This is a genomic window from Cupriavidus sp. 22TCCZM04-2 (assembly GCF_057798895.1).
Map to the genome: position 1 here is coordinate 412,141 of NZ_JBYOJS010000003.1, position 24,752 is coordinate 436,892.

The 24,752-nt window shown below is 66.1% G+C and carries 22 protein-coding genes and 1 tRNA gene; 10 read left to right on the plus strand and 13 right to left on the minus strand.

Going from position 1 to position 24,752, the window contains the following annotated elements:
* Nucleotides 1-28: 28 nt before the first annotated feature.
* The 11 genes from AC3FKG_RS07805 to AC3FKG_RS07855 form a co-directional block, all read right to left on the minus strand.
* The gene (locus AC3FKG_RS07805) at nucleotides 29-1,063 is read right to left on the minus strand and encodes a quinone-dependent dihydroorotate dehydrogenase (RefSeq protein WP_488742793.1); all 1,035 of its coding nucleotides are present in this window, start codon (nucleotides 1,061-1,063) and stop codon (nucleotides 29-31) included.
* A 106-nt stretch (nucleotides 1,064-1,169) separates the two neighbouring features.
* Entirely contained in the window at nucleotides 1,170-1,970 is an 801-nt protein-coding gene (locus tag AC3FKG_RS07810; protein ID WP_483711175.1) for an arginyltransferase, read from the minus strand.
* A 35-nt stretch (nucleotides 1,971-2,005) separates the two neighbouring features.
* Nucleotides 2,006-2,758 carry a leucyl/phenylalanyl-tRNA--protein transferase gene (gene aat, locus AC3FKG_RS07815; protein ID WP_483711176.1) on the minus strand — a complete coding sequence of 251 codons (753 nt, stop codon included), beginning with the start codon at nucleotides 2,756-2,758 and terminating at the stop codon, nucleotides 2,006-2,008.
* Nucleotides 2,759-2,782: 24 nt separating this feature from the next.
* Entirely contained in the window at nucleotides 2,783-3,367 is a 585-nt protein-coding gene (locus tag AC3FKG_RS07820; RefSeq protein ID WP_483711177.1) for an NUDIX hydrolase, read from the minus strand.
* 153 nt (nucleotides 3,368-3,520) lie between these two features.
* A tRNA-Met gene (locus AC3FKG_RS07825) sits at nucleotides 3,521-3,596 on the minus strand.
* Between the two features lie 122 nt (nucleotides 3,597-3,718).
* The gene (locus AC3FKG_RS07830; protein ID WP_483711178.1) at nucleotides 3,719-4,471 is read right to left on the minus strand and encodes an RES family NAD+ phosphorylase; all 753 of its coding nucleotides are present in this window, start codon (nucleotides 4,469-4,471) and stop codon (nucleotides 3,719-3,721) included.
* Nucleotides 4,431-4,820, minus strand: coding sequence for an antitoxin Xre/MbcA/ParS toxin-binding domain-containing protein (locus AC3FKG_RS07835; RefSeq protein ID WP_483731957.1), 390 nt, complete (start codon nucleotides 4,818-4,820; stop codon nucleotides 4,431-4,433). The genes AC3FKG_RS07830 and AC3FKG_RS07835 overlap by 41 nt, the downstream gene beginning before the upstream one ends.
* 126 nt (nucleotides 4,821-4,946) lie before the next feature.
* Nucleotides 4,947-6,200 carry a benzoyl-CoA 2,3-epoxidase subunit BoxA gene (gene boxA / locus AC3FKG_RS07840; protein WP_488742794.1) on the minus strand — a complete coding sequence of 418 codons (1,254 nt, stop codon included), beginning with the start codon at nucleotides 6,198-6,200 and terminating at the stop codon, nucleotides 4,947-4,949.
* 88 nt (nucleotides 6,201-6,288) lie between these two features.
* Nucleotides 6,289-7,713: a benzoyl-CoA 2,3-epoxidase subunit BoxB gene (gene boxB / locus AC3FKG_RS07845; protein WP_483711181.1), complete on the minus strand. Its 1,425-nt coding sequence runs from the start codon at nucleotides 7,711-7,713 to the stop codon at nucleotides 6,289-6,291.
* 36 nt (nucleotides 7,714-7,749) lie between these two features.
* Nucleotides 7,750-9,435 (minus strand): 2,3-epoxybenzoyl-CoA dihydrolase, encoded by a 1,686-nt coding sequence (gene boxC / locus AC3FKG_RS07850; RefSeq protein ID WP_483711182.1) that lies wholly within the window; start codon nucleotides 9,433-9,435, stop codon nucleotides 7,750-7,752.
* A gap of 112 nt (nucleotides 9,436-9,547) precedes the next feature.
* Nucleotides 9,548-10,477 (minus strand): helix-turn-helix transcriptional regulator, encoded by a 930-nt coding sequence (locus tag AC3FKG_RS07855; protein ID WP_483711183.1) that lies wholly within the window; start codon nucleotides 10,475-10,477, stop codon nucleotides 9,548-9,550.
* A gap of 265 nt (nucleotides 10,478-10,742) precedes the next feature.
* Here AC3FKG_RS07855 and AC3FKG_RS07860 point away from each other — a divergent pair, with 265 nt between their 5' ends.
* The 8 genes from AC3FKG_RS07860 to AC3FKG_RS07895 all read left to right on the plus strand — a co-directional run bounded on the left by AC3FKG_RS07860 (nucleotide 10,743) and on the right by AC3FKG_RS07895 (nucleotide 20,267).
* A complete protein-coding gene (locus tag AC3FKG_RS07860; protein WP_488742795.1) occupies nucleotides 10,743-12,401 on the plus strand; it encodes a benzoate-CoA ligase family protein in 1,659 nt (552 codons plus the stop codon).
* A gap of 13 nt (nucleotides 12,402-12,414) precedes the next feature.
* Nucleotides 12,415-13,230, plus strand: a complete 816-nt coding sequence (locus tag AC3FKG_RS07865) for an alpha/beta fold hydrolase (protein ID WP_483711185.1) — start codon at nucleotides 12,415-12,417, stop codon at nucleotides 13,228-13,230.
* 113 nt (nucleotides 13,231-13,343) lie between these two features.
* On the plus strand, nucleotides 13,344-14,531 hold the full coding sequence (locus tag AC3FKG_RS07870) for an ABC transporter substrate-binding protein (RefSeq protein WP_483711186.1): 1,188 nt from the start codon (nucleotides 13,344-13,346) through the stop codon (nucleotides 14,529-14,531).
* A gap of 71 nt (nucleotides 14,532-14,602) precedes the next feature.
* On the plus strand, nucleotides 14,603-15,469 hold the full coding sequence (locus AC3FKG_RS07875) for a branched-chain amino acid ABC transporter permease (protein ID WP_483711187.1): 867 nt from the start codon (nucleotides 14,603-14,605) through the stop codon (nucleotides 15,467-15,469).
* Between the two features lies 1 nt (nucleotide 15,470).
* Nucleotides 15,471-16,562: a branched-chain amino acid ABC transporter permease gene (locus tag AC3FKG_RS07880; protein ID WP_488742796.1), complete on the plus strand. Its 1,092-nt coding sequence runs from the start codon at nucleotides 15,471-15,473 to the stop codon at nucleotides 16,560-16,562.
* Nucleotides 16,559-17,332: an ABC transporter ATP-binding protein gene (locus tag AC3FKG_RS07885; protein ID WP_483711189.1), complete on the plus strand. Its 774-nt coding sequence runs from the start codon at nucleotides 16,559-16,561 to the stop codon at nucleotides 17,330-17,332. The genes AC3FKG_RS07880 and AC3FKG_RS07885 overlap by 4 nt, the downstream gene beginning before the upstream one ends.
* A complete protein-coding gene (locus tag AC3FKG_RS07890; RefSeq protein ID WP_483711190.1) occupies nucleotides 17,329-18,042 on the plus strand; it encodes an ABC transporter ATP-binding protein in 714 nt (237 codons plus the stop codon). The genes AC3FKG_RS07885 and AC3FKG_RS07890 overlap by 4 nt, the downstream gene beginning before the upstream one ends.
* A 320-nt stretch (nucleotides 18,043-18,362) precedes the next feature.
* Entirely contained in the window at nucleotides 18,363-20,267 is a 1,905-nt protein-coding gene (locus tag AC3FKG_RS07895) for a potassium transporter Kup (RefSeq protein WP_483711191.1), read from the plus strand.
* Nucleotides 20,268-20,335: 68 nt separating this feature from the next.
* Here the strand turns inward: AC3FKG_RS07895 and AC3FKG_RS07900 are convergent, their stop codons facing one another.
* Complete coding sequence (locus AC3FKG_RS07900; RefSeq protein WP_483711192.1) at nucleotides 20,336-21,313, minus strand: hypothetical protein; 978 nt, start codon at nucleotides 21,311-21,313, stop codon at nucleotides 20,336-20,338.
* Nucleotides 21,314-21,947: 634 nt separating this feature from the next.
* Between AC3FKG_RS07900 and AC3FKG_RS07905 the strand changes: the two genes are divergently transcribed.
* Nucleotides 21,948-22,367, plus strand: a complete 420-nt coding sequence (locus AC3FKG_RS07905; protein WP_483711193.1) for a hypothetical protein — start codon at nucleotides 21,948-21,950, stop codon at nucleotides 22,365-22,367.
* 259 nt (nucleotides 22,368-22,626) lie between these two features.
* On the plus strand, nucleotides 22,627-23,727 hold the full coding sequence (locus AC3FKG_RS07910; RefSeq protein ID WP_483711194.1) for an alpha/beta fold hydrolase: 1,101 nt from the start codon (nucleotides 22,627-22,629) through the stop codon (nucleotides 23,725-23,727).
* Here the strand turns inward: AC3FKG_RS07910 and AC3FKG_RS07915 are convergent.
* Nucleotides 23,724-24,752, minus strand: a 1,029-nt coding sequence (locus tag AC3FKG_RS07915) for a bifunctional UDP-4-keto-pentose/UDP-xylose synthase (RefSeq protein WP_488742797.1), incomplete at its 5' end; no start/stop codon positions are given. The two genes, AC3FKG_RS07910 and AC3FKG_RS07915, sit on opposite strands and share 4 nt — an antisense overlap.

A 24,752-nucleotide genomic window follows, 5' to 3' on the forward strand; every position in this document is an offset into this window, starting at 1 on the left:
GTCGCTCTCCTTGCTGTCTTGCGGGGCGTCAGGCGCGCAGCGCGGCGGCGCAGTCGCGCACCAGCGTCGGGCCGCGGTAGATCAGGCCGCTGTAGACCTGCACGAGCTTGGCGCCGGCATCGATCTTCGCGCGCGCGTCGGCGCCGCTGAAGATGCCGCCGACGCCGATGATGGGCACCGCTTCGCCGACCACCTGGCGCAGCGCGCGCACCACGTGAGTCGACTGCTCGAACACCGGCCGGCCCGACAGGCCGCCGGCTTCTTCCGCGTGCGGCAGGCCTTTCACGGCATCGCGCGAGATCGTGGTGTTGGTGGCGATTACCCCGTCGATCTTGTGGCGCACGAGTGCGTCGCCGATATTGCCGATCTGGTCGGCATCGAGGTCCGGCGCGATCTTCAGCGCCACCGGCACGTAGCGCTTGTGCTGGTCGGCCAGGCGCTGCTGGGCGGATTTGAGCGTCGACAGCAGGCTGTCGAGTTCGCTCGCGCCCTGGAGCTGGCGCAGGTTCTTGGTATTCGGCGACGAGATGTTCACCGTCACGTAGGTCGCATGCGGATAGACGCGCTCCAGGCAGTACAGGTAGTCGTCGGCGGCGCGCTCGATCGGCGTGTCGGCGTTCTTGCCGATGTTCAGGCCCAGCACGCCGCCTTCGGCCTTCCAGCGCGATGCCCTGACGTTTGCGATGAAGGCATCGACGCCGCCGTTGTTGAAGCCCATGCGATTGATCAGCGCATCGGCCTGCGGCAGGCGGAACATGCGCGGGCGAGGGTTGCCGGCCTGCGCGCGCGGCGTCACCGTGCCCACCTCGATGAAGCCGAAGCCGAACGCAGCGAGCCCGTCGATATAGGCGCCGTCCTTGTCCAGCCCGGCAGCAAGGCCTACAGGGTTCGGAAAGCGCACGCCCATCACCGTGCGCGGATCGTCGGCGACGCGATTGCCGATGCAGCCGGCCAGGCCCATGCGCTTGGCGCGCAACAGGTTGTTCAGGGTGAAGTGGTGAGCGTCCTCCGCGTCCATCGAAAACAGGGCGGGGCGGAGCAGGGGATAGAGCGCGTTGAGCACGGGGAGAGGCGACCGGAGGGCCGGTGCAGAGTGAAAACCAAGCCGGCATTGTAGCGGCTGGGGCGCTTGCCCGCGCGCCGGGCGGCCGGGCCGGCCCGCCCGTCGGCTATTCCTGTGCGGGGCCGGGAGCGTCTTCCGATGCAGCCGGCGGAGTGTCGCGCGTGTCGTCCTCGAACGCCTGCCACTGGTTGCCGGTCAGCACTTGCAGCGGGCGGAATCGTGCCTTGTAAGCCATCTTCCGGCTTTCGGCAATCCAGTAGCCCAGGTACAGGTGCGGCAGGCCAAGTTCGCGCGTCTGGCGGATCTGCCAGAGGATGTTGTAGGTGCCGTAGCTGGCGTTGCGCGCGAGCGGATCGTAGAAGGTGTAGACCGATGACAGGCCGTCATCAAGCACGTCGATCATGCTGACCATGCGTAGCTTGCCGGCCTCGGGCGAGCCCGGCGGCTCGCGGAATTCCACCAGGCGGGAGTTGACGCGGCTCTGCAGCAGGAACTGCTCGTACTGGTCGCGGCTGTCCTGGTCCATGCCGCCGCCGGCGTGGCGCATCGACTGGTAGAGCAGGTACAGCGCGTAGTGCTCTTCGACGTACGTCAGCGGCGCCACCAGCGCCTGCAGGTGGCCGTGGCGGCGCCAGGCGCGGCGTTGCGAGCGGTCCGGCTCGAACTCGTCCACCAGCACGCGACAAGGCGTGCAGGCGTGGCATTCATCGCAATATGGCCGGTAGGTGAAGATGCCGCTGCGGCGGAAGCCCGCGCGCACCAACCGCGAGTAGACGTCCGCATTGATCAGGTGGGCCGGCGTCGCCACCTGCGAGCGGGCCATGCGGCCTTCGAGATAGCTGCAGGCATAGGGCGCCGTGGCATAGAACTGCAGCGCGGAAAGCGGAAGCTCCTTCAGCTTGCTCATGGCTCGGACCTGGGGCGGATGATGCAGCCAGCTTGTCAGACGGCCGGGGTGGCGGGCGTGGCGGTCCACCGCTCCAGCACCGATTTGTCGAACCGCCACGGCGTGATCGCCGGTTGTGCCGAGGCAGTCCGCACATGGGCCAGGAACTCCGCGCGCGAGATCGGGCGCGCGCCAAGCGAGGCCAGGTGATCGGTTTCCTGCTGGCAGTCTATCATCGGCACGCCGTGGTTGCCGAGGAACGCGCACAGCGCCGCCAGCGCGATCTTGGAGGCATCCGTGCGGTGCGCGAACATCGATTCGCCATAGAACATGCGGCCCAGCGCCACGCCGTAGAGCCCGCCCACGCGTTCGCCGCGGTACCAGGCCTCCACCGAGTGCGCCATGCCGCTGGCATGCAGTGCGCTGTAGGCCGTGATGATCTCCTGGGTGATCCAGGTGCCATCCTGGCCTTCGCGCGGCGTCAGCGCGCAGGCGCGCATCACGGCCAGGAAATCGTCGTCGACGCGGATTTCCCAGTCGGGGTCGCGCAGCACGCGGCGCAGTGTCTTGCGGAACGTGGTGGAGATTTTCAGCGCCTGCGGTACCAGCACCATGCGCGGATCGGTACTCCACCACAGCACCGGCTGGCCCACCGAGTACCACGGGAAGATGCCCTGGCGGTAAGCCAGCAGCAGCCGCTGTGGCGACAGGTCGCGGCTCGCGGCCAGCAGGCCGGGCGCTTCGGTGGCCGGCCCCAGCGCGCGCTCCACCGGCGGAAACGGATCCTGCGGATCCAGCCAGACAATCATGCTGGGGCTGCCGGGGCAGGGGGGTCAGGGAGTGACCGTCGCCCGGCTGGTCAGCGGGCGCATGGGCTTGTCGATATCGAGACTGTGCAGCCGGAAGCTGCCGTCCTGCAGGCGGCCGGCGGCACGGTCGGCAAAGAAACAGCGCAGCGTATGGATCACAGTGGGAAAGGCGAGTTCGTCCCACGGCACGTCGGCTTCCGCCACCAGCTTGACTTCCAGGCTTTCCTCGCCCGGGTCGACGTCCAGATCCTCCAGCGTAGCCAGGTAGAAAAGGTGCACCTGGTGCACGTGCGGCACGTTCAGGATCGAGAACAGTTCCCCCATTTTCACGCGCGCGCCGGCTTCCTCCAGCGTTTCGCGCGAGGCGCCTTGCGCCGTGGTCTCGCCGATTTCCATGAAGCCGGCGGGCAGCGTCCAGAAGCCATAGCGCGGCTCGATCGCGCGTTTGCACAGCAGGATCTTGTCTTCCCAGACCGGGATCGTGCCGACCACGTTGCGCGGGTTCACGTAGTGGATGGTGCCGCAGTTGTCACAAATGCTGCGCGGGCGGTTGTCGCCGTCGGGTACGCGCAGCACAACCGCATGGCCGCAGTTCGAGCAGAATTTCATGAGGGGCGTCCGGGAGGAATGGGGCAAAGTGTATCACCGCGCGGCCCCCTTGCCGGATAGGCACGGCGCCAGTGCGTGCGTTGCTGGTCCAGAAGACCCGGAAAGCAAAAAGCCCGCGATTGCGGGCTTTGCTGATTCGACGATTTTAAGCTTTGGTTGCGGGGGCAGGACTTGAACCTGCGACCTTCGGGTTATGAGCCCGACGAGCTGCCAACTGCTCCACCCCGCGTCCGTCGAAGAGAAGAGTATAAGGCAGTGGGCGCCGCATTGCAACATCTGGCTGAGAAAATTGTGAAGCAACATGCAATGCCGCCTGCCATAACCATTAGATGGCGGGGGCGCCGGCAAGGTTCAGCCTTCAGCGGGGCTTTCGCTTGTGCGTTGCCACAGCGATGCGGCGAACTCGAAGCTGTCGCGCTGGAGCAGGTCGTCACGCTGCCAGATCACGCGGTCGCGGCGCACGGTCAGCATCCACGTGGTGGTGGCCAGCGGCTGCGGATCCGCAAACGCGCGCGGCGTCAGCACCGCACCGCACGGTCCGTGCTGCGGGTCGCGCACCGAGGTGTAGCGGATCAGGCCGATGCCGGCTTCGCGCGCAACCCGGCCGAACGCCTGGCAGGCCTCGTGGCTGTCCGGGTCCATCCAGCGGGCGTGTTCCTGGTCGAACGGCGGCGTGTCCAGCGCCACGCCGTCGGTGCGCACGCTGACCTCGAACAGCGTCTGGGCGCGCGCGTCGATGCGGGGCAGGGCCGGGCTGTCATTCAGGAAGCGCCAGCGCCAGTAGCCGAGTTCGGCGCAGGCCGAGCGGATTTCCTCGGCGCCATAGAACACGCCCGGATCGTGCGCGGCCCGGAAGCGCGAGCCCCACGGCGATGGCGGATAGCGGAACGGCGTGAAGAGCAGATAGTGGAGATGGCGCGCTTCGGCGGGCACGGCGGGTTTGCCGGCGTCGAGCACGGCTTCCAGCACGGCCTGCTCCTCGAGGCTGTCGACCAGAGGCATGGTCGACACCACGTGCTGGGCTTCCACCGCACGCCAGAGGCTGAGCGCGAACGGCCGGCGCTCAGACGCGACCGCGGGTGGCGTCCAGGTAGTGAACGACACGAACGAGACCTTCGGTGGTGCGGATCATTTCAAGGGGTTTGCCGCCAAGCGCCAGGTTCTCGTTGGTCAGCCATAGCCGGGCCTGGTCGCCATGGCCGAGGATGGCATCGAGCGAGCGGAACAGTCGTACGAACAGTACGCCGAATTCCCATTCCTTGCGATGCTTGTCGAGGATATACAGGCCGGATGCCATGCGTGACACCGAAGCCGTGCTGATGCCGAGCACGCTGGCCACGATCGCCTGGCTGATGCCCAGGAAGCCGGCCGCGCGCATGACGGCCTTGGTCAGCGTGGCGCCAGGGTCGGGACCGCTGGCGGGTTCTGCTTCCGGAATTCGCCTGGATTGCATCGCCTCTGCTCCTGTTTCTTCAGAAACATTATAGGCGAGTCATTTCAGAAGGGAAGTGCCGGATGCAGAAAGCTGCCCCGCAGTGCAGTGGGGGCGACGGCGAGCGAGGCGGCGCGGGGTTCGTCCTCAGTACGTCTCGATATGCAGCCGGCCTTCGCGCCTCATTGTGGCTTCCAGTTCGGGCCACGATTCGCCGGCCGCGGCGCAGACATCGTCAAAGGCCGACAGCACGCCTTCCTCCATGCCTTTCAGGCCGCAGATGTAGACATGGCCATGCGGATCGGTGAGCAGGGCCGCGACGCCGGCGGAGGCTTCGCGGATCGCGTCCTGGACATAGCGGCGCGGCACCTCGGCATCGCGCGAGAAGGCGAAGTGGATGTCGAGGAAATCCCGGGGCAGCTTGAGCAGCGGGCCGAAATAGGGCAGCTCGCGCGCATTGCGGGCCCCGAAGAACAGCATGCGGCGTCCGCCGAAGTGCTCCATATTGCGCCGCATGCGCTCGGTCATGGCGCGCATGGGGGCAGAGCCCGTGCCGGTGCACACCATCATGATGCTGGCCTCGCGATGGTTCGGCATCAGGAACGTGGTGCCGAACGGCCCCACCACCTGCACCGCGTCGCCCTTGGCCAGGTCGCACAGGAAGTTCGATGCCACGCCGCGCACCGGGTTGCCGTCGTGATCCTCTTCGACACGCTTCACCGTCAGCGCCAGGTTGTTATACCCCGGGCGCTCGCCGTCGCGCGGGCTGGCAATCGAATACATGCGGATGTAGTGCGGCTTGCCGGTTTCATCCACTCCCGGCGGCAGGATGCCAATGGCCTGCCCCTCCAGCACCGGGAAGAAGTGCGTGCCGAAATCCAGCACGATGTGGTGGATATCGCTGGAGGCATCCTCCGCGGTCAGCCGGTAGTTGCCCGCCACCGTGGCGGTCAACGGCGCGCGTACGCCGTGCAGGTTCGCATACGGGTGGGCCGCCGACCACGGCGCACGCGATGACGTGTGGCGGCTCGTTTCCACGGCCTGCACCGTCACGCCGCTTTCATCGGCCGCGGCGGCGGTGTCGGCGCGCACGGCTTCATCTGTGCCCGCGGCATCGAGATCGGCTGCCGGCAGCGGTACCTCGGCTGGCAACTCGTCCCACAGGAGCTGCTCCTCGATCGGGTAGGCCTGGCCCTTGAGCATGGTGCGCCAGTTGTCGATGGCGCCGGTGGGGCACGGCGACAGGCAGGCGTTGCAGGCGTTGCAGACGTCGGCCTTCACCACGTAGTTGCGCGAATCATGGGTGATGGCATCGATCGGGCAGGTGTCTTCGCAGGTATTGCAGCGAATGCAGATTTCCGGATCGATCAGATGCTGCTTGATGATTTCGGGGGCGCCCATGGTATGTCTCCATGTGGGGCGGGGCCATATGCGGCCCCGGGCTGACAGCTTGTCTTTCTATTGATGTGTTGGCGATCGATGCGGCCGGTCAGTTGAACCGTACGTACTCGAAATCCATCGGCTGGCGGTTGACGCCGACGGCCGGCGGCGCAATCCAGTTCGCATATTTGCCCGGCTCGGCTACGCGTCCCATCAGCGAGGCAACATAGGCGCGGTCCGCTTCGGTGGCCAGCCATTTGGGTGCATTGGCCTGCCACTGCGCTTCGGACAGCACCTCTCCGGTCGGCGACACGCGCACGTTGGAAAGCGTGCCGATCTTGCGGTTGAAGGCCTTGTGCGGCACCGTCAGCCGGAACGGGATGCCATGCTTCTCGATCACCTTGTTCCAGCGTGCCACGCCGCCGATCGAATCGCGGATGTAGTCGTCGCGCAGCACTTCATTGAGGGCGTTGAGCATGGGGACCTCGCGCTCGCCGAGCTGGCCGTCGCGCACTTCGAGCACGCGGTAGACGTCGCTCTTGAGCACGTGGTCGTCGGTGCGCTTGCCTTCCTCGAAGCGGCCCTTCAGTCCCGCACTGTAGAAGATCGCGGCATTGGACGACTGGTCCGCGCCGAACAGGTCGATGGTGACGCTGTAGTGGAAGTTCAGGTAGCGCTGTATGGTCTCCAGGTCGATCACGCCCGCGGCGCGCACATCGGCCGGATCATGGATGTCGCGCTCGCGCATGACTTCGCAGGTGCGCTGGATCACGCGCGACACGCCCGATTCGCCCACGAACATATGGTGCGCTTCCTCGGTCAGCATGAAGCGCGTAGTGCGAGCAAGCGGATCGAAGCCCGATTCGGCCAGCGCGCACAGCTGGAACTTGCCGTCGCGGTCGGTGAAGTAGGTGAACATGAAGAACGACAGCCAGTCGGGCGTGCGCTCGTTGAACGCGCCCAGGATGCGCGGGTTGTCCTGGTCGCCGGAGCGGCGGTCGAGCAGCGCCTCGGCTTCCTCGCGCCCGTCGCGGCCAAAATAGCGGTGCAGCAGGTACACCATGGCCCACAGATGGCGGCCTTCCTCGACGTTCACCTGGAACAGGTTGCGCAGGTCGTACAGCGACGGACAGGTCAGGCCGAGGTGCCGTTGCTGCTCGACCGAGGCCGGTTCGGTATCGCCCTGCGTGACGATGATGCGGCGCAGGTTGGCGCGATGCTCGCCGGGCACGTCCTGCCACGCGGCTTCGCCCTTGTGCTCGCCGAAATGGATCTGGCGCGCCGCGTCGGCCGGCTGCAGGAAGATGCCCCAGCGGTAGTCGGGCATCTTCACGTAATCGAAATGCGCCCAGCCGGACGGGTCGACCGATACCGCCGTGCGCAGGTACACGTCGAAGTCGTGCGAGCCTTCCGGCCCCATGTCGCGCCACCAGTCCAGGAACGCCGGCTGCCAGTGCTCCAGCGCGCGCTGCAGCGCGCGATCGTCCGCCAGGTTGACGTTGTTGGGGATCTTCTGGCTGTAGTCGATGCTCACGAGGTGTCTCCTTGTCCGTGTCGGGTCGTGATGGCGTCAGACGCGGTTCCAGTCAAAGCGGGGCTTGTTGCCTGAACCGAACACCTTGAGCGCGCCGTTTTCGCCCACCGCGTTGGGGCGGTTGAAGATCCAGTTCTGCCATGCCGTGAGGCGGCCGAAGATGCGGGTTTCCATGGTCTCGCCGGGGCCGAAGCGCAGGTTGGCTTCGAGGCCCGTGAGCGCATCGGGCGACAGGCTGGCGCGCTCTTCCACGGCGATGCGGATCTCGTCTTCCCAGTCCATGTCGTCGGGTGCCGCAGTGATCAGGGCGAGCGAATCCGCGCTGAGCGCGTCGAGTGGTGCGCCGATGTGCTCGCGCGCGGCGGCGATGGCGGCTTCGTCCTGATAGAAGCGCGCGGCAAGCCGCGACAGGCCGTTTGGCATCGGATAGCGGCCGAAGTTGGCTTCGCTGAGAAACACGCGTGGCGCATCATCCGGTGCATCGGGCAGGTGCAGCATGTAGCTGCGGTCAGCCGCCAGCGCCAGTTCCAGCAGCGTGCCCGCAAAGCATGAATCTTGCTCGATCAGCGCGAACAGGCTGCGCGAAGACACGTCCAGCCGTGCCAGCGTGCGGCGCAGCATGCCGATGGTTTCGCGCACGAACCAGTGGCTGGCGTGCGCTTCCATCAGGGCATCGGCTGCCAGCACGGCGGCGGGGTCGCCATCGGTCTTCAGGACCCACATGCCGATATCGAGATGGTTGGTCCGCAGCGTCAGGATGGCGTCGTCGAGTTCGCGCGCCATCTTGAGCGGCCACCACTGCACGCCTGCCGATACGACGCCAGCCAGATCCGTCGGCTGGTGGCGGTCCGGCCCGAATACCGTGATGGTTGCCTTGCGCGCGGCGCGGTCGAAATGGACCCGCACGGTGTCGTAGCGATAACCGTCTTCTTCTACCGTTCGCGACAGCGGTGTCAGTTCGACGCCATGGTGACCCTGCGGGCGATCGCTGGTGGCGGCCAGCGCGGCGGCGCGTTCGGCGACATAGTCGGCAAAGCGGGCGGGCTTTACCACTTCGTCCACGAGCTTCCAGTCCTTGGCGCGCTGCCCGCGCACGCCTTCGGTCGTGGTGCAGAAGATGTCGGCATGATCGCGACGCACATGGCGCTTGTCCGTCACGCGCGTCAGGCCGCCGGTGCCCGGCAGCACGCCCAGCAGCGGCACTTCGGGCAGGCTCACGGCGGACGAGCGGTCATCGACCAGCACGATCTCGTCGCACGCCAGCGCGAGCTCGTAACCGCCGCCCGCCGTGGTGCCGTTGCAGGCGGCGATGAACTTCAGTCCAGAGTGCCGGCTGGCATCCTCGATGCCGTTGCGCGTCTCGTTGGTGAACTTGCAGAAGTTCACCTTCCACGCATGCGACGACTGGCCCAGCATGAAGATATTGGCGCCCGAGCAGAAGATGCGGTCGCGCGCGCTGGTCATCACCACCGCGCGGACTTCGGGGTGCTCGAAGCGAATGCGTTGCAGGGCGTCGTGCAGTTCGATGTCGACACCGAGGTCGTAGGAGTTCAGCTTCAGCGTATAGCCCGGCCGCAGCCCGCCTTCTTCATCGACGTCCATGGCCAGCGTGGCAACCGGGCCGTCGAATGTGAGCTTCCAGTGGCGGTATTGATCGGGATGGCGTTCAAAAGTGACGGGTTGGTCTGATGCTTGGCTGGGGGCGGTGGCCGGCGCGGACATGGCTGTCTCCTTGATGCACTATAGTGCCTTGCGGCTTTTTATGAAATATAGTGCATCGAATCGGGCGGCGCAATCCCTTTCTGTGCCTCTGGCGCGGACAAGCGAACCCGCCTCAGGCGGTGACGTTCGGAAGCTGAGCGCGCAGTCCCTGCAGCGAGGTGTGGACGTCTTGTCCGCTGGTGTCCAGGGCAACGTCGGCGCGGGCGTAGAGCGGCGTGCGTGCCTGGAGGATGCGGCGCAGGTCAGTCATGGCTTCGCGGTTGCCTTGCATCGGGCGCATATCGCCCTGGGCCACCACGCGGGCCATATGTTCTTCCGGCGAGGTCTTGACCCATACCGTGTAGCAGCGCGCGAGCAGCAGGTTAAAGGTGGCTGGCTCGGAGACGAGGCTGCCCGGCGTGGCGAGCACCATGCTGTCGTGCTCGCGCAGCGCGCGTTCGAGCGCGCGCATCTCGTAGCGGCGGTACGCGGCCTGGCCGTACAGCGAATGGATCTCGGACAGGCTGGCGCCGGCTTCCTGCTCGATCACATTGTTGAGTTCGACGAAAGGCAAGTCTTCGGCAGCCGCCAGGGCGCGGCCTAGCGTCGATTTGCCTGCGCCGCGCAAACCGATCAGGGCAATCCGGCGATGCCGCGCATCCCGGGATTCAGCGGGCGCCAGCGCATGGCGGCAGGCTTCGCGCACGCGCGCCAGGTCGCCCGCGGGCAGTTGTGCCAGCCATTGCACCAGCTGTGCGAACTCGGTGGCCTGCTGGCCGTTGAGCCCCTCCACCTCCGCCAGCACGACCGGCAGCGGCACATCGAGCGCCCGCGCAACCTGCCTGAGCAGCAGCACCGACGCATTGCCCGTGCCGGTCTCCAGGTTGGCGAGATACCGTTCCGAGACATCCGCGCCCCGCGCCAGGTCCTTGCGCGACATGCCGCGCGCGGCGCGCAGCGAGCGGATGCGTTCGCCCAGTTGCGTGAGATAGGGGTCGCGTTCGCCATTGGCGCCGCTGGCTGGAGCAGCGGGCGAGGGCAGCGGTTCGGGGTCTCGGCGCATGGCGGGCGATTCAGGCGGTTTGGCCGGCCCTTGTGCAGCACCGGCCGGCAAAAAAGAGGCGAATTATAAGGGAATCCCTTGGGTTGCCGGCGCTCCGGTGTCATATAGTGCATCTACTGACTTGCATGATAGGCGATATGAAATAAAATGCATCGACAAGCCGCTGCGATCGCCTCAGCGCACCGGCAATCCAAGAGCGACCGGCCTGACGCCGCCGCGCCTCCGGTGCTTGCGCCGGCAGCCGGCGACACCAAGGAGTGGAGACATGACGCCCCCCAATACCGCTGCCGGTTCGCCGGCGGGTGTATCGCATTCGCCCGGACCTGCCGAAGCCGGCATCACTGCCTTGCCAGCCCGGTACAACGCGGCCGCCGACCTGCTCGGCCGCAACCTGGCCGCTGGCCGTGGCGACAAGATTGCCTATGTCGACGATGCCGGCACGTTGACCTTTTCCGAGCTCGATGCGCGCAGCCGCCGCTTTGCCGCCGCGCTGCATGACGCCGGCTTCCGGCGCGAAGAGCGGCTGCTGCTGTGCGCGCTCGATACCATCGATTTTCCGACGGTGTTCCTGGGCTGCCTGCTCGCCGGCGTGGTGCCGGTCGCGGTCAATACGCTGCTGACGGCGGAGGACTACGCCTACATGCTCGACCACTGCGGCGCGCGTGCGGTGGTGGTGTCCGAGACCTTGCTGCCGACCATCAAGGCCGCGATAGCCAAGAGCGGCCTGTCGCCGCTGGTGATCCAGGCGGGGCCGCATCAGGACTCGGCACCCAGCTGCAGCGTGGAGGCCGTCGTGGCGCGCACGCGCTCGGCGCCGCCTGCGGTCAGCACTGGTCCTGACGACATGGCGTTCTGGCTCTATTCGTCCGGTTCCACGGGCCGGCCTAAAGGCACCGTGCATACGCACGCCAACCTGTTCCATACCGCCGACCTGTATGCAGGCCGCGTGCTGGGGCTGCGCGAAGACGACGTGGTGTTCTCGGCGGCGAAACTCTTCTTTGCCTATGGTCTTGGCAATGCGCTGACGTTTCCGCTGTCGGTCGGCGCCACCACGGTGCTGATGGCGGAACGTCCGACACCGCCTGCGGTGTTCCGGCGCCTGCGCGAACACAGGCCGACGGTGTTCTGCGGCGTACCAACGCTGTTTGCCGGCATGCTTGCCGCGCCGGAGCTGCCGCCGCGCAGCGACGTGGCCCTGCGCGTCTGCACCTCGGCCGGCGAGGCCTTGCCGCGGGATATCGGCGAGCGCTTCCGCGCCCACTTCGGCTGCGACATCCTGGACGGCATCGGCTCCACCGAGATGCTGCATATCTTCCTGTCGAACCGGCCGGGAGACGTGCGCTACGGCACCACCGGCAAGCCAGTGCCCGGCTATGAACTCAAGCTGCTCGACGAGCTCGGCGAACCCAGCGAGCCCGGCGAGATCGGCGATCTGTACATCAAGGGGCCATCTGCGGCGCTAATGTACTGGTGCAACCGCGACAAGAGTCGCGACACGTTCGTGGGGGAATGGACGCGCAGTGGCGACAAGTATTTGCAAGATGCCGACGGCTATTACATCTACGCCGGACGCAGCGACGACATGCTCAAGGTCGGCGGCATCTATGTCTCGCCGTTCGAGGTCGAAGCCGCGCTCGCCCAGCATCCGGCAATTCTCGAGGCGGCGGTGATCGGCGTGGCCGATGCCGATGACCTGGTCAAGCCGAAGGCCTTTGTCGTGATGCGACCGGGGCAGCAATGGCACGCGGGCATGGCTGCCGAGTTGCAGGCCTTCGTCAAGTCGCGGCTCGCGCCGTACAAGTATCCGCGGCAGATCGAGTGCGTCGAGGAATTGCCGAAGACCGCCACGGGCAAGATCCAGCGCTTCCGGCTGCGCCAGCGCGAGGAAGCGGCGCGGCACGCAACGGCCGCCGCCAATGCCTGACGACAGGGACGGCATGCATACCGATTGGGTCGATATTCCGTTTGATGGCCGCTGCATCCGCATCGAGCACCAGTGGCTGCGCGCGGAGCGCACTGAGCGTCCGCTCGTGGTGTTTCTGCATGAAGGGCTTGGCTCGGTCAGCATGTGGCGCGATTTCCCGGAGCGCTTCTGCGACGCCGGCGACTTCCGTGGACTGGTGTTCTCGCGCTATGGCTACGGGCGTTCCACGCCGCGGCCGCACGACGAGAAGTGGGGCGTCGACTTCATGCACCGGCAGGCGCGCGAGGCGTTGCCGGCGCTGTTCGATGCACTCGATATCGGTCCCGGCCGCAGCCGTGGCAAGCCATGGCTGTTCGGCCACAGCGACGGCGGCTCGATCGCGCTGATCCACGCCGCGAGCTTTCCCGATGCCGTGGATGGCATCACGGTGCTGGCTCCGCATATCGTCGTCGAGGACCGCTCAGTGCGCAGCATCGAAGCCGCGCGCCAGGCCTACCTGCAGACCGACCTGCGCAACCGCCTTGCGCGCTATCACGACGATGTGGATTCGGCCTTCTGGGGCTGGAACGACATCTGGCTCGACCCCGCGTTCCGCCAGTGGGACCTGCATGCGCTGCTGCCGCAACTGCGTTGCCCGGTACTGGCGGTGCAGGGCGAGGACGACGAGTACGGCACCATGGCCCAGATCGAGGGTATCCATCGATATGCCCCACAAACCGCCTTGCTTAAACTCGCGCGGTGCGGTCATTCGCCACATCGCGACCAGCCGGCGCCGTTGACGCAGGAGGCGGTACGGTTTATAACCGCACATACTTCATACCTAAAATAATTCGTCGCCCGCCCCCGCGTTTGCATCCTGGCATGCGTCCGGACATGCAAAACGAACCTGGGGCAGGGCCGATTACGGTTCCACAGCAGCCGGCTTGACCACCAGGAGACATCATGCACCGCTTCACATCGCGCAGGCTCGCGCCTGCCTGCCTTGCCGTTGCTGCAATGCTTGCCGCCACCGGGGCCGTCCAGGCGCAAAGCGCGCCGGGCGGGAAGATCAAGGTAGGGTTCATGCTGCCTTACACGGGCACGTATGCGGCACTGGGCACGGCCATCGAGAACGGCTTCCGCATGTACGTGCAGCAACAGGGCGGCAAGCTCGGCGGCCGCGACATCGAGTACTTCAAGGTCGATGACGAATCCGATCCCGCCAAGGCGCCCGAGAACGCCACCAAGCTGATCAAGCGCGACCAGGTCGACGTGGTGGTCGGCACGGTGCATTCGGGCGTGCAGATGGGCATCGTCAAGGTGGCCAAGGAAAACAACACGCTGCTGATCATCCCGAACGCCGGCGTGGATGAAGCGACCGGTCCGCTGTGCGGCGCGAACATCTTCCGCTCGTCGTTCTCGAACTGGCAGCCGGGCTACGCCATGGGCCACGTGCTGGCCGAGCGCGGCATGAAGAAGGTGGTCACGCTGACCTGGAAGTACGCGGCCGGCGAGCAATCCGTGAAGGGCTTCAAGGAAGCCTTCGAAGGCAAGGGCGGCAAGGTGGTGAAGGAACTGAGCCTGCCGTTCCCCAACGTCGAATTCCAGGCGCTGATCACCGAAGTGGCCGCGCTCAAGCCCGACGCTGTGTTCGTCTTCTTCGCGGGCGGCGGTGCCGTCAAGTTCGTCAAGGATTGGGCTGCCGCCGGGCTCAAGGACAAGATTCCGCTCTATGCCTCGGGCTTCCTGACCGATGGCACGCTGGAAGCGCAGGGCAACGCGGCGCAGGGCCTCGAAACCACGCTGCACTACGCCGATGGCCTGAGCAACGCGCGCGACAAGAGCTTCCGCCTGGACTACGCCAAGACCTACAAGCTGCAGCCCGACGTGTACGCCGTGCAGGGCTACGACGCCGCGCAGCTGCTGGCCGCAGGAGCGACCGCCGTGAAGGGAGACATGTCCCGCAAGGCCGAACTCTACAAGGCCATGGAAGCGGCCAAGGTGGACAGCCCGCGCGGTGCCTTCACGCTGTCCAAGGCGCACAACCCAGTGCAGGACTTCTACCTGCGCAAGGTGGATGGCCGCGAAAACAAGGTGAGCACCGTGGCGGTGAAGTCGCTGGCCGATCCGGCGCGCGGCTGCCGACTCTGATTCCCACCTTTCGACCGGCTTGATGCTTCGGTGCGCGGCTTGCCGCGCGCCGGGCATCTTCCCTACGCAGCATGGACATCGTCTCTTTCCTGATCCAGTGCCTGAACAGCGTGCAGTACGGGCTGCTGCTGTTCCTGGTGGCAAGCGGCCTGACGCTGATCTTCGGCATCATGGGCGTCATCAACCTGGCGCACGGCAGCTTCTACATGCTCGGCGCCTACCTGGCGTTCGCGCTGGCCAGCCTCACGGGCAACCTGCTGATCGCCGTGCCGCTCGGCATCGTACTGGCCGTGGCCTTCGGCTACGTGCTCGAATGGGTGTTCTTCAGCTTCCTTTATGAGCGCGACCACCTGCAGCAGGTGCTGATGACCTATGGCCTGATCCTGGTGTTCGAGGAACTGCGCAGCATCCTGGTCGGCGACGATGTGCATGGCGTGCCGGTACCCGCGCTGCTCGACGGCTCGTTGCCGATCGGCAACGACATGACGTATCCGATCTACCGCCTGTGCATCTCGGCCGTCTGCCTGTTGGTGGCGGCGGCCATGTACTACGTGATCCGGCGCACGCGCCTCGGCATGATGATCCGCGCCGGCGCCACCAACCGTGAAATGGTGCAGTCCCTCGGCATCAACGTGACCGTGCTGTACCGCGTGGTGTTCGCGCTTGGCGTGGCGCTGGCGGTGCTGGCGGGCATGATTGCCGCGCCGGTGTCGTCCGTGTACCCGGGCATGGGCGCACAGGTGCTGATAGTCTGCTTCGTGGTGGTGGTGATCGGCGGCATCGGTTCGGTGAAGGGTGCGCTGGTGGCCTCGCTGCTGCTGGGCTTCGTCGATACCTTCGGCAAGGTGTTCTGGCAGGATGCAGCAGGCGTACTGATCTACCTTCTGATGGCGGTGATCCTGTTGTGGAAGCCGCAAGGCCTGTTCAAGGCGGGTTGATATGGATACCAAGCTTTCCCCGGCGCCATCGCATGGCAATGCGCGCGTCGCTTTAGCGTGGCTGGTGGCATTCGCGGTGCTGGCCAGCCTGCCGCTGCTGCTGACTGCCGACAGCAACAAGTTCTATATCGAGCTGCTCAGCAAGGTCATGATCATGGCCATCTTCGCGCTCTCGCTGCAGTTGCTGATCGGCTATACCGGCCTGGTGAGCCTGGGCCACGCCGCCTACTTCGCGGCGGCGGCTTATGCCACGGCCATGCTGGCGCCTGAATCGGGACCGGGCAACGGCTGGCTGCTGCTGGCCGGCGCGCTGGGCGCGGCGGCGGCGCTGGCCATGCTGGTCGGCATGCTGGTGCTGCGCACGCGCGGGGTGTACTTCATCATGGTGACGCTGGCGTTCGCGCAGATGGTGTATTTCGTCTTCCACGACACCAAGATCGCCGGCGGCAGCGACGGCACGTATATTTACTTCCGCCCGGAATTCCCGGTGCCGGGCTTGCGGCAGATGACGGTCAACGACCCCAGTCATTTCTACTGGATGGTCTGGGGCGCCATGGGCGTGACCGTGTTCGTGCTGGCACTGCTGCTGCGTTCGCGCTTTGGCCACGCGCTGGTGGGCATCCGCCATAACGAGCAGCGCATGCGCGCCGCAGGCTATGCCACGTACCGCTACCAGCTCGGCGCGTTCGTCGCGGGCGGCATGCTGGCGGGCCTGGCGGGCTTCCTGTATGCAGTGCAGTTCGGCTTCGTCAACCCGGAAATCGCTTCTTGGCACCAGTCGGGCAACGCCATGCTGATGGTCATCCTGGGCGGCGTGGGCAGCCTGGCCGGCGCGGTGCTCGGGGCCTTCTCCTTCGTGCTGGTGGCCGAGTGGTTCAGCACCATGACCAAGCACTGGCAGCTGCTGATGGGCGGTTTCATCATCGTCGCGGTGGCGCTGCTGCCGCGCGGGCTGGTGAGCCTGCCGTCGATGCTGCGCCTGAAGATGCGCGCCCCAGGCGCGCGCCATGGCGGGACCGTGGGCGATGACGATGACACGGCGCAGGAGGCGGCAGGCGAGCGCCGCAGCCCTCGCAACACGGAGGCCGCATGAGCACACCGGTACCGGTATTGCAGGCCACGGGCCTGACGCGCCGTTTCGGCGGCCTGACCGCTGTGGCCGGCGTGGATCTCTCGCTGGCGCTGCACGAGATCCATGCGGTGATCGGGACGAACGGCGCGGGCAAATCCACCCTGATCAACATGCTGTCCGGCGAACTGCCGCCTTCGGCAGGGCAACTCCACCTGCAGGGCCGGGACGTGACGGGCTGGTCCCAGCCGCGGCTGGCCCGCCATGGCATTGGCCGCAGCTACCAGCGCAACAACATCTTCCTGCCGTTGACCGTGCGCGAGAACTGCCGGCTGGCGGCGCAGTCGCGCGCGCAGCGCGCATGGCGGCTTTGGGAGAGCGCGGGCGACTGCCGCATGAGCGGGGCGCTTGCGGACGAGGCCATGGAGCGCGCCGGGCTAGCCGCGCATGCCGGACGGCTGGCCAGCGAACTGGCGCACGGCCAGAAGCGCCAGCTTGAAGTGGCGATGTGCCTGGCTACGCAGCCCGTGGCCCTGTTGCTGGACGAGCCGCTGGCAGGCATGGGCGCCGAGGAGTCGTCCCGCATGCTGGCGCTGCTGCGCGGCCTGCGCGAAGGTCACGCGATCCTGCTGGTCGAACACGATATGGACGCCGTGTTCTCGGTGGCCGACCGCATCACCGTGATGGTCAACGGCACGGTCATCGCCAGCGGCACGCCCGATGCCATCCGCGCCAACCGGGACGTCCAGCTTGCCTACCTGGGCGAGGCGGAAGACAGCGAGGTGCCGGCATGAGCGCTGCCATGATCGAAGCCAGCGGCATCAACGCCTGGTACGGCTCCAGCCATATCCTGCGCGACGTGGATTTTCGTGTCGGCATCGGCGAGACCGTGGGCTTGCTCGGCCGCAATGGCATGGGCAAGAGTACGCTGCTGCGCACACTGCTGGGCCATGTGCGACAGCGCACCGGCAACATCCACGTGGCCGGGCGCGAAGTCTCGCGCGCCCAGCCCTACGAGGTGGCGCGCCTGGGGGTGGCCTACGTGCCCGAAGGGCGCGGCGTGTTTCCGAATCTGTCAGTGCGCGAGAACCTGGTCATGGCCGCGCGCAAAGGCTGCAACGGCCGCCACGACTGGGACGAGGCGCGCGTGCTCGACCTGTTTCCGCGGCTCAAGGAGCGCCTGGACCATGGCGGGCAGCAACTCTCAGGCGGCGAGCAGCAGATGCTGTCGATCGGCCGCGCACTGATGACCAATCCCGACTGCCTGGTGCTGGACGAAGCTACGGAAGGGCTGGCGCCGCGCATCGTGCGCGAGATCTGGGAGGTCATTGCCACCGTGCGTGCCACGGGCATCGCCTCAGTCGTGGTGGATCGCAACTTCCGTTCCGTACTCGCCCATGCGGACCGCGTGGTCGTGCTGGAGAAGGGGCGTGTCGTCCTGACCGGCCCCGCCGCAGACCTCGCGGACAAGCATGAGGCGCTCGACCGCTACCTCGGCGTGTAAAGACATCTCATACGAAAAGTAGCCTAAACATCTCATTTTGTGGCGACTTGGCAACGTCGTCCCAGCACCGGTACGTCCAGTGCTATTTGGCGCGGGACTTGACCATCCACCACTTCCCACCCATGCTTGATGCGTTCCGCCAGCGGTATCCGGGGCATCGTCAGTGGCCGGCGGGCCACAGTTCCTCTAGAATTGCGGCCGTTTGTGCAACGCAATAGAACAACTGAAGAGGGAGGCGGCCGATTCACGGCTGCTGTGTCGGGCCGGATTCCGGGTAGAGCCCTCTACCGCCCGCGATCCGGTCGTCGAGACCAGAATTCATGACCACCCAATCCGCAACCACCAGCCACTACTTTGTCGAGAGCCCGAGCACGCGCGCTCTCGTGATCGGCGCAATCGGCGTCGTGTTCGGCGATATCGGGACCAGCCCGCTGTACGCGCTCAAGGAGTGCTTCAGCCAGGAACACGGCATTCCCTTCAGCCCGGAGGCGGTGCTCGGCATCATTTCGATGTTGTTCTGGGCCATGATCATCGTGGTGTCGCTCAAATATGTCCTGTTCGTGATGCGGGCGGACAACAATGGCGAGGGCGGCGTGCTGGCCCTGATGGCGCTGGCGCTGCGCACCGCGACACCACGCTCGCGCATGGCCAAGGTGCTGATGATGCTGGGCATCTTCGGCGCCTGCATGTTCTACGGCGACGCAGTCATCACGCCGGCCATCTCGGTGTTGTCCGCGGTGGAGGGGCTCGAGATTGCCGCCCCGGGTCTTTCCCACTTTGTCATTCCCATCACGCTGGTCATCCTGGGCGCGCTGTTCTTCATTCAGCGCAGTGGCACGCATGCCGTCGGCAAACTGTTCGGGCCGATCATGCTCGTCTGGTTCATCGCACTGGGCGCGCTGGGCCTGCTGCACCTGCTGCAGGCGCCGGGCATCCTGATGGCCATCAGCCCGCACCATGGCATCAAGTTCCTGATGGAGCATTCGCTGCAGGCCTTTGTCGTGCTGGGCTCTGTGTTCCTGGTGCTGACCGGTGCCGAGGCGCTGTACGCGGACATGGGGCATTTTGGCGCGCGCCCGATCCGCTATGGGTGGTTCGTGCTGGTGATGCCGTGCCTGATGCTGAACTACTTTGGCCAGGGGGCGATGCTGCTGAACCATCCGGAAGCCGTGGCCAATCCGTTCTACCTGATGGTGCCTGGCGCGCTGCAACTGCCCATGGTGCTGCTGGCGACCTGCGCCACGGTGATTGCCTCGCAGGCGGTCATTTCCGGCGCGTTCTCGCTGACCAGCCAGGCCATCCAGCTGGGCTTCGTGCCTCGCATGCGGATCCGCTACACATCGGAGGCGGAAATCGGTCAGATCTACCTGCCGGTCATCAACTGGATCCTGCTGGTGCTCGTGGTGGCGGTCGTGATGGCCTTCAAGAAGTCGGATAACCTGGCCGCTGCTTATGGCATTGCGGTCACCACGACCATGGTGATCACCACCTTCCTGGCCGCCGTGGTGATGCGCAATGTCTGGAAGTGGAACCCGGTGCTGGTGACCCTGATCGGCCTGTCGTTCCTGATGGTGGACCTGGCGTTCTTCGCGGCCAACCTGCTGAAGATCGCGGAAGGCGGCTGGTTCCCGCTGCTGATGGGCGGTACCGCATTCTTCCTGCTGATGACCTGGTACAGCGGCCGCAAGCTGTTGCGCGCACGCAGCCTCGAAGACGGCATCCCGCTGGAGCCGTTCATTGCCGGCCTGCTGGCGCACCCGCCGCACCGCGTCGAAGGCACGGCCGTGTTCCTGACCGGCAATACCGAGTCGGTGCCGGTGTCGCTGCTGCACAATCTCAAGCACAACCGCGTGCTGCATGAACGCGTGGTCTTTCTCAGCTTTGTGACGCGCGACATTCCGTATGTCGATGACGAGCATCGCCTCAGCTGCAAGGACCTTGGCGGTGGCGTCTTCATCCTGAAGTCGGACTACGGCTTCAAGGAAACTCCGGACGTGCACAAGGTGCTGGACCTGGCGCAGCGCAAGCTCGGCATGCAGTTCGAACTGATGGAGACTTCGTTCTTCATCGCGCGCGAGTCGGTCATTCCTTCCAAGCTGCCGGGCATGTCGATGTGGCGCGAGAGCTTGTTCGCGTGGATGCATCAGAACGGCGCGAAGCCGTCGGATTTCTTCCAGATTCCCGCCAACCGCGTGGTCGAGCTCGGCACGAAGGTCGAGATCTGATCCGGGAAGCGGCAGAACAAGGCCCCCGCAGGCGCAAGGCCTGCGGGGGCTTTGTCTTTTCAGCGGCGTCAGGCCGCCATGGCCGGTGATGGCTGGCCGGCGGCGGGCATCGCATACATCAAGGGGGCCATGGCCGCTTCGATGCGCGCGGCCTGCGCCGGATTGATCATGTCGCCCAACAGCTTGTTGAAGCGTGGTTCCAGCACGCCGGTGACGATATAGGTCCAGCGATAGGCCTTGAGCAGCAGCTCGCGGACTTGCGTGGCCTGGGGTGAATCCTCGGGCTTGCCGGTCACGCGCAGGAAGTAGTCCGCATCGGCACTGGCCTGGGCTTGCAGGATCTCGTCCATGCCGGCGACCAGCGCGATCATGTCGTCCACGGCGGCATCGCGCTCGGCGGCGGAGATGCGCAGGTCTTCACGCTTCCACTCCAGTTCGTCGAGGATGGCGTGCTGCGACTCCTCGCGCCAGTGGAACAAGAACACATCCTTGTACAGCTCGGACAGGTCCGGTGCCATGCCGATGCTGGCACGGTAGTGCGCCTGCGAGAACAGCTCGAGCTGGCACGTCATCGCGAGCACGGCCCAGGTCCGCTTGCCGAGTACGAAGGCGGCGACGTCGTTCGGCGCGGCATCGAAGTGGTAGCCGGCGGGCATGTGCACCGCCACCAGGCGCTCGATGCGGCGGAACAGTTCCTGGTGCTTCAGCTCTTCGTCGGTGAAGCGGATCAGCGCTTCCAGCGCGGTCTGGTCGCCCAGGCGGTGGTTCTGCGTCAGCTCCAGGATCTTCGCGCTGACGAAACGCTCGACCAGCCCGAACATATTGGCGTACGTGCGGCCCTGCACCTGGCTCAGGAAGCGTTGTTCGTCCGGCGTCAGGAAGGTGAGCTCGTCGATCAGCGACAGGCCGTCCGGCAGGAACTTGTGGTTCAGGTCGAAACTGCGGTCGCGGATCACGTCGCGGTCGATGTCCCAGCGAATGCGGCGGGATGCGGCGATGCAGCGGGCATAGCGCTGCGTGTCGGTGGTCGGGGCGAGGTCTTGCATGGCAACTCCTGTCGGGATAGCGCCGTCGCGATTGACGGTGAGCGAATCATTCACGCATCGGGCCGTCACGGCATGAGGCGCACGTCCCGATCGGGTGGCCTGACGCGGCAGCTTTGACGGCCGCTGGCGGGACATCGGTCCCGGTTCGACGGCTTGGCCTCACTTGCCACCCCGTTGAGCGCGCAGCGCGAGACCAGTGATGACCGGTGCGGTCCGCATGCGCCGCGACCGTTGACGCGATGGGATATCTCCGCCATGCGCATGGCCGTGGCGGAGGGGATCCGGGGCATGGGTCCCGCCATGCCCGCGGCCGGCAAACGCAGTCGGGCCCGAGTTGGGACAAGCGCCTCATGTGTGCGCCTGGCGGGCGGCCGACAATGCCTTCTTCTGCTTGTCCGGCGCCGCTGCAGCCATGCGGCCTGCCTGCAAAGTTGACACGACACGGCAGTCCGGTACGCCGGCGCCGCCACGATGGGATGGCGGCAAACGCGCGCCGACCTTGGCCAGGCACGGCAAAGGCGATCACCGTGCGGCCCGTTCTGAAGGTGCTCATCGAGCGAGATCGCCTGTACAAGGCCATGCCGTACCCCGGTGCCGTGCGAGACGGTCCGGCGGGCCCTGTCTGGAGTCATCCATGCGTATGTACCTTGCCAAGACCATGCTTGCCGCCGCACTCGCCGCCGGGCTTTGCAGCATGGCCCACGCCGACGTGCGTGGCGAAGCCCCACGGGCTGCTGCCGCGCCGGGCCATCACGGCCCGCGCGATCCTTTCACCGATGGCGCCCGCGGCGCAGCACTGGCCGATACGGGAATCGAAGCGCGAACCGAAGCGCGAACCGAAGCGCAGGCCGTCATCGCTCGTCAGGGCATGTCCGTGTGCGCGGTCGATGGCTTGGGCGCTGACCAGGGCGCGATGCGCATGGGCAAGCCTGATGCTTACACCGACGGCAGCCGGCAGGGCGGCCGCTACGATCCGTTCACCGATGGCGCTCGCGCGCAGCAGGGAGAAGACCGTGGCGGCGCCTGCCTGATACGGGAGGTCCAGCACGCGTAGTCACGCTCGCCATCCCAGGGCAACCTTCCCGATGCTCGCCCGCTGACCTTGCGCAGCGCGGCGTGTGCGCCATGACCGCCACACGCCCGCGCCGGCGCAGGCCTGAGGCCGAGCGCGCCGGGCCCGGTTTTCACCGGGTGTGGCAGCGCTTTGCCGTCTCGCAAGCGGATTCCTTTGCTACTCTAGGTAGGTCACGTCGCGCGCCAATTGCGTGGGCCGTTTGCTGCCCGCGCCGGCAACCTGTGCGGCCTGAGCCGAAATGCCGATGTTCAAGCAGCAGATCCGCCTGTGCACCAGCCGCGAAGGCGTGCGGCTGGCGTATGCCATCACCGGCAGCGGCCCGCCGCTGGTCAAGGCGGCGAACTGGATGAGCCATCTCGAGTTCGATGTCGGCAGCCCGGTGTGGAGCCATCTGCTGACGGCACTGTCCAGCGACCACACGCTGATCCGCTATGACGAACGCGGCTGCGGGCTGTCCGATCGCGAGGTCGAAGACCTGTCGTTCGACGCGTGGCTGCGCGACCTGGAAACGATCGTCGATGCCACAGGGGTGGACCATTTTCCGCTGCTGGGTATCTCGCAGGGCGCATCGATTGCCGTGGCGTACGCGGTGGCGCACCCGGAGCGGGTCAGCCACCTGATCCTGCACGGGGGCTACGCGCGCGGGCGGCTCAAGCGCGATCTGCACCTGAATCCGCACCTGCGCGACGAAGCCGAGCTGATGAACAAGCTTGCCGAACTTGGCTGGGGCCAGGAGAACCCCGCGTTCCGCCAGTTCTTCACGACGCAGTTCATTCCCGGCGGCACGGCCGAGCAGCACCGGTGGTTCAATGAACTGGAAAGGGTCTCGACCTCGCCGGTTAACGCGGCGCGCTTCATGCGGGTGTTCAACGAGATCGACGTGGTCGCGCTGCTGCCGCGGGTTTCCTGCCCGACGCTGGTGCTGCATGCGGTGCGCGATGCGCGCGTGCCGTTCGACGAGGGGCGCCTGATCGCCAGCGAGATTCCCGGCGCACGTTTCGTGCCGCTGGAAAGCGGCAATCACCTTCTGCTCGAAACCGAACGCGAGTGGCAGCGCTGGCTCGACGAGATCCACAACTTCCTGCCGGCCCCGGTCGCGGTGGCCGACCCGGCGTTCCTGGCGCTGACGCGCCGCGAGCGCGATATCGTCGAGCTGATTGCGCAGGGGCGGGACAACGCCCAGATTGCCGCTCGCCTCGACCTCAGCGAGAAGACCGTGCGCAACCACATCACCAGCATCTTTTCCAAACTGGAAGTGGAAAACCGGTCGCAGGCCATTGTGCTGGCCCGCAAGGCGGGCTTTGACCGCGCCGATGCGGAAGCGCCGCGTATGGCTTAGTCGCTGACGAGGGTGCGCGCTTCCACCACCTTGTCGCGGTACGCTTCGAAGATCCGGCGCAGCGCCTGCTCCATCGTCACCTCGGGCTTCCAGCCCAGTTCCTGCATGGTGTTGTCGATCTTCGGCACGCGGTGCTGCACGTCCTGGTAGCCCTTGCCGTAGAAGTCACCCGACGAGGTCTCGACGATCTGCGTCTTGCGCGCCTCTTCGGCGTACTCGGGGTAGTCGGCGGCCATCTTCAGCATCATCTCGGCCAGCTCGCGCACCGAGTGGATGTTGGACGGATTGCCGATGTTGAAGATCTTGCCGCTGGCGACGCCGTCCTTGTTCTCGATGATGTGCATCAGCGCCGAAATACCGTCGGAGATATCGGCAAACGCGCGCTGCTGCGCACCGCCGTCAACGAGCTTGATCGGCTCGCCGCGCACGATATGGCCCAGGAACTGCGTGACCACGCGCGAGGAGCCTTCCTTCGATTCGAAGATCGAATCGAGCCCGGCGCCGATCCAGTTGAACGGGCGGAACAGCGTGTAGTTCAGGCCCTGCTCCATGCCATAGGCGTGGATGACGCGGTCCATCAGCTGCTTGGAGCAGGCGTAGATCCAGCGCGGCTTGTTGATCGGGCCGTAGATCAGCGGCGAGGCTTCCGGATCGAACTCCTCGTCCGCGCACATGCCGTAGACCTCGGAGGTCGACGGGAACACCAGGTGCTTGCCGTACTTGACGGCGCTGCGCACGATCGGCAGGTTGGCTTCGAAGTCGAGCTCGAACACGCGCAGCGGGTTGCGCACGTAGGTGGCCGGCGTGGCGATGGCCACCAGCGGCAGGATCACGTCGCACTTGCGGATGTTGTACTCGATCCACTCCTTGTTGATGGTGATGTCACCCTCGAAGAAGTGCATGCGCGGATGGTTGACCAGGTCGCCCAGGCGGTCGGACGACATGTCCATGCCGTAGACCTCCCACGACGTGGTTTCCAGGATGCGGCGCGTCAGGTGGTGGCCGATGAAGCCGTTGACGCCAAG

What these genes read in the sequence shown, in the direction of transcription:
- AC3FKG_RS07905 (WP_483711193.1), top strand. Translation starts at nt 21,948, where the DNA reads ATGCGTATGTACCTTGCCAAGACCATGCTTGCCGCCGCACTCGCCGCC.
- AC3FKG_RS07875 (WP_483711187.1), top strand. Translation starts at nt 14,603, where the DNA reads ATGGACATCGTCTCTTTCCTGATCCAGTGCCTGAACAGCGTGCAGTAC.
- AC3FKG_RS07900 (WP_483711192.1), bottom strand. Translation starts at nt 21,313, where the DNA reads ATGCAAGACCTCGCCCCGACCACCGACACGCAGCGCTATGCCCGCTGC.
- boxA (WP_488742794.1), bottom strand. Translation starts at nt 6,200, where the DNA reads ATGGGCGCCCCCGAAATCATCAAGCAGCATCTGATCGATCCGGAAATC.
- AC3FKG_RS07880 (WP_488742796.1), top strand. Translation starts at nt 15,471, where the DNA reads ATGGATACCAAGCTTTCCCCGGCGCCATCGCATGGCAATGCGCGCGTC.
- AC3FKG_RS07870 (WP_483711186.1), top strand. Translation starts at nt 13,344, where the DNA reads ATGCACCGCTTCACATCGCGCAGGCTCGCGCCTGCCTGCCTTGCCGTT.
- AC3FKG_RS07885 (WP_483711189.1), top strand. Translation starts at nt 16,559, where the DNA reads ATGAGCACACCGGTACCGGTATTGCAGGCCACGGGCCTGACGCGCCGT.
- aat (WP_483711176.1), bottom strand. Translation starts at nt 2,758, where the DNA reads ATGATTGTCTGGCTGGATCCGCAGGATCCGTTTCCGCCGGTGGAGCGC.
- AC3FKG_RS07890 (WP_483711190.1), top strand. Translation starts at nt 17,329, where the DNA reads ATGAGCGCTGCCATGATCGAAGCCAGCGGCATCAACGCCTGGTACGGC.
- AC3FKG_RS07865 (WP_483711185.1), top strand. Translation starts at nt 12,415, where the DNA reads ATGCATACCGATTGGGTCGATATTCCGTTTGATGGCCGCTGCATCCGC.
- AC3FKG_RS07910 (WP_483711194.1), top strand. Translation starts at nt 22,627, where the DNA reads ATGCCGATGTTCAAGCAGCAGATCCGCCTGTGCACCAGCCGCGAAGGC.
- AC3FKG_RS07855 (WP_483711183.1), bottom strand. Translation starts at nt 10,477, where the DNA reads ATGCGCCGAGACCCCGAACCGCTGCCCTCGCCCGCTGCTCCAGCCAGC.
- AC3FKG_RS07860 (WP_488742795.1), top strand. Translation starts at nt 10,743, where the DNA reads ATGACGCCCCCCAATACCGCTGCCGGTTCGCCGGCGGGTGTATCGCAT.
- AC3FKG_RS07895 (WP_483711191.1), top strand. Translation starts at nt 18,363, where the DNA reads ATGACCACCCAATCCGCAACCACCAGCCACTACTTTGTCGAGAGCCCG.
- AC3FKG_RS07820 (WP_483711177.1), bottom strand. Translation starts at nt 3,367, where the DNA reads ATGAAATTCTGCTCGAACTGCGGCCATGCGGTTGTGCTGCGCGTACCC.
- AC3FKG_RS07835 (WP_483731957.1), bottom strand. Translation starts at nt 4,820, where the DNA reads ATGCAATCCAGGCGAATTCCGGAAGCAGAACCCGCCAGCGGTCCCGAC.
- boxC (WP_483711182.1), bottom strand. Translation starts at nt 9,435, where the DNA reads ATGTCCGCGCCGGCCACCGCCCCCAGCCAAGCATCAGACCAACCCGTC.
- AC3FKG_RS07810 (WP_483711175.1), bottom strand. Translation starts at nt 1,970, where the DNA reads ATGAGCAAGCTGAAGGAGCTTCCGCTTTCCGCGCTGCAGTTCTATGCC.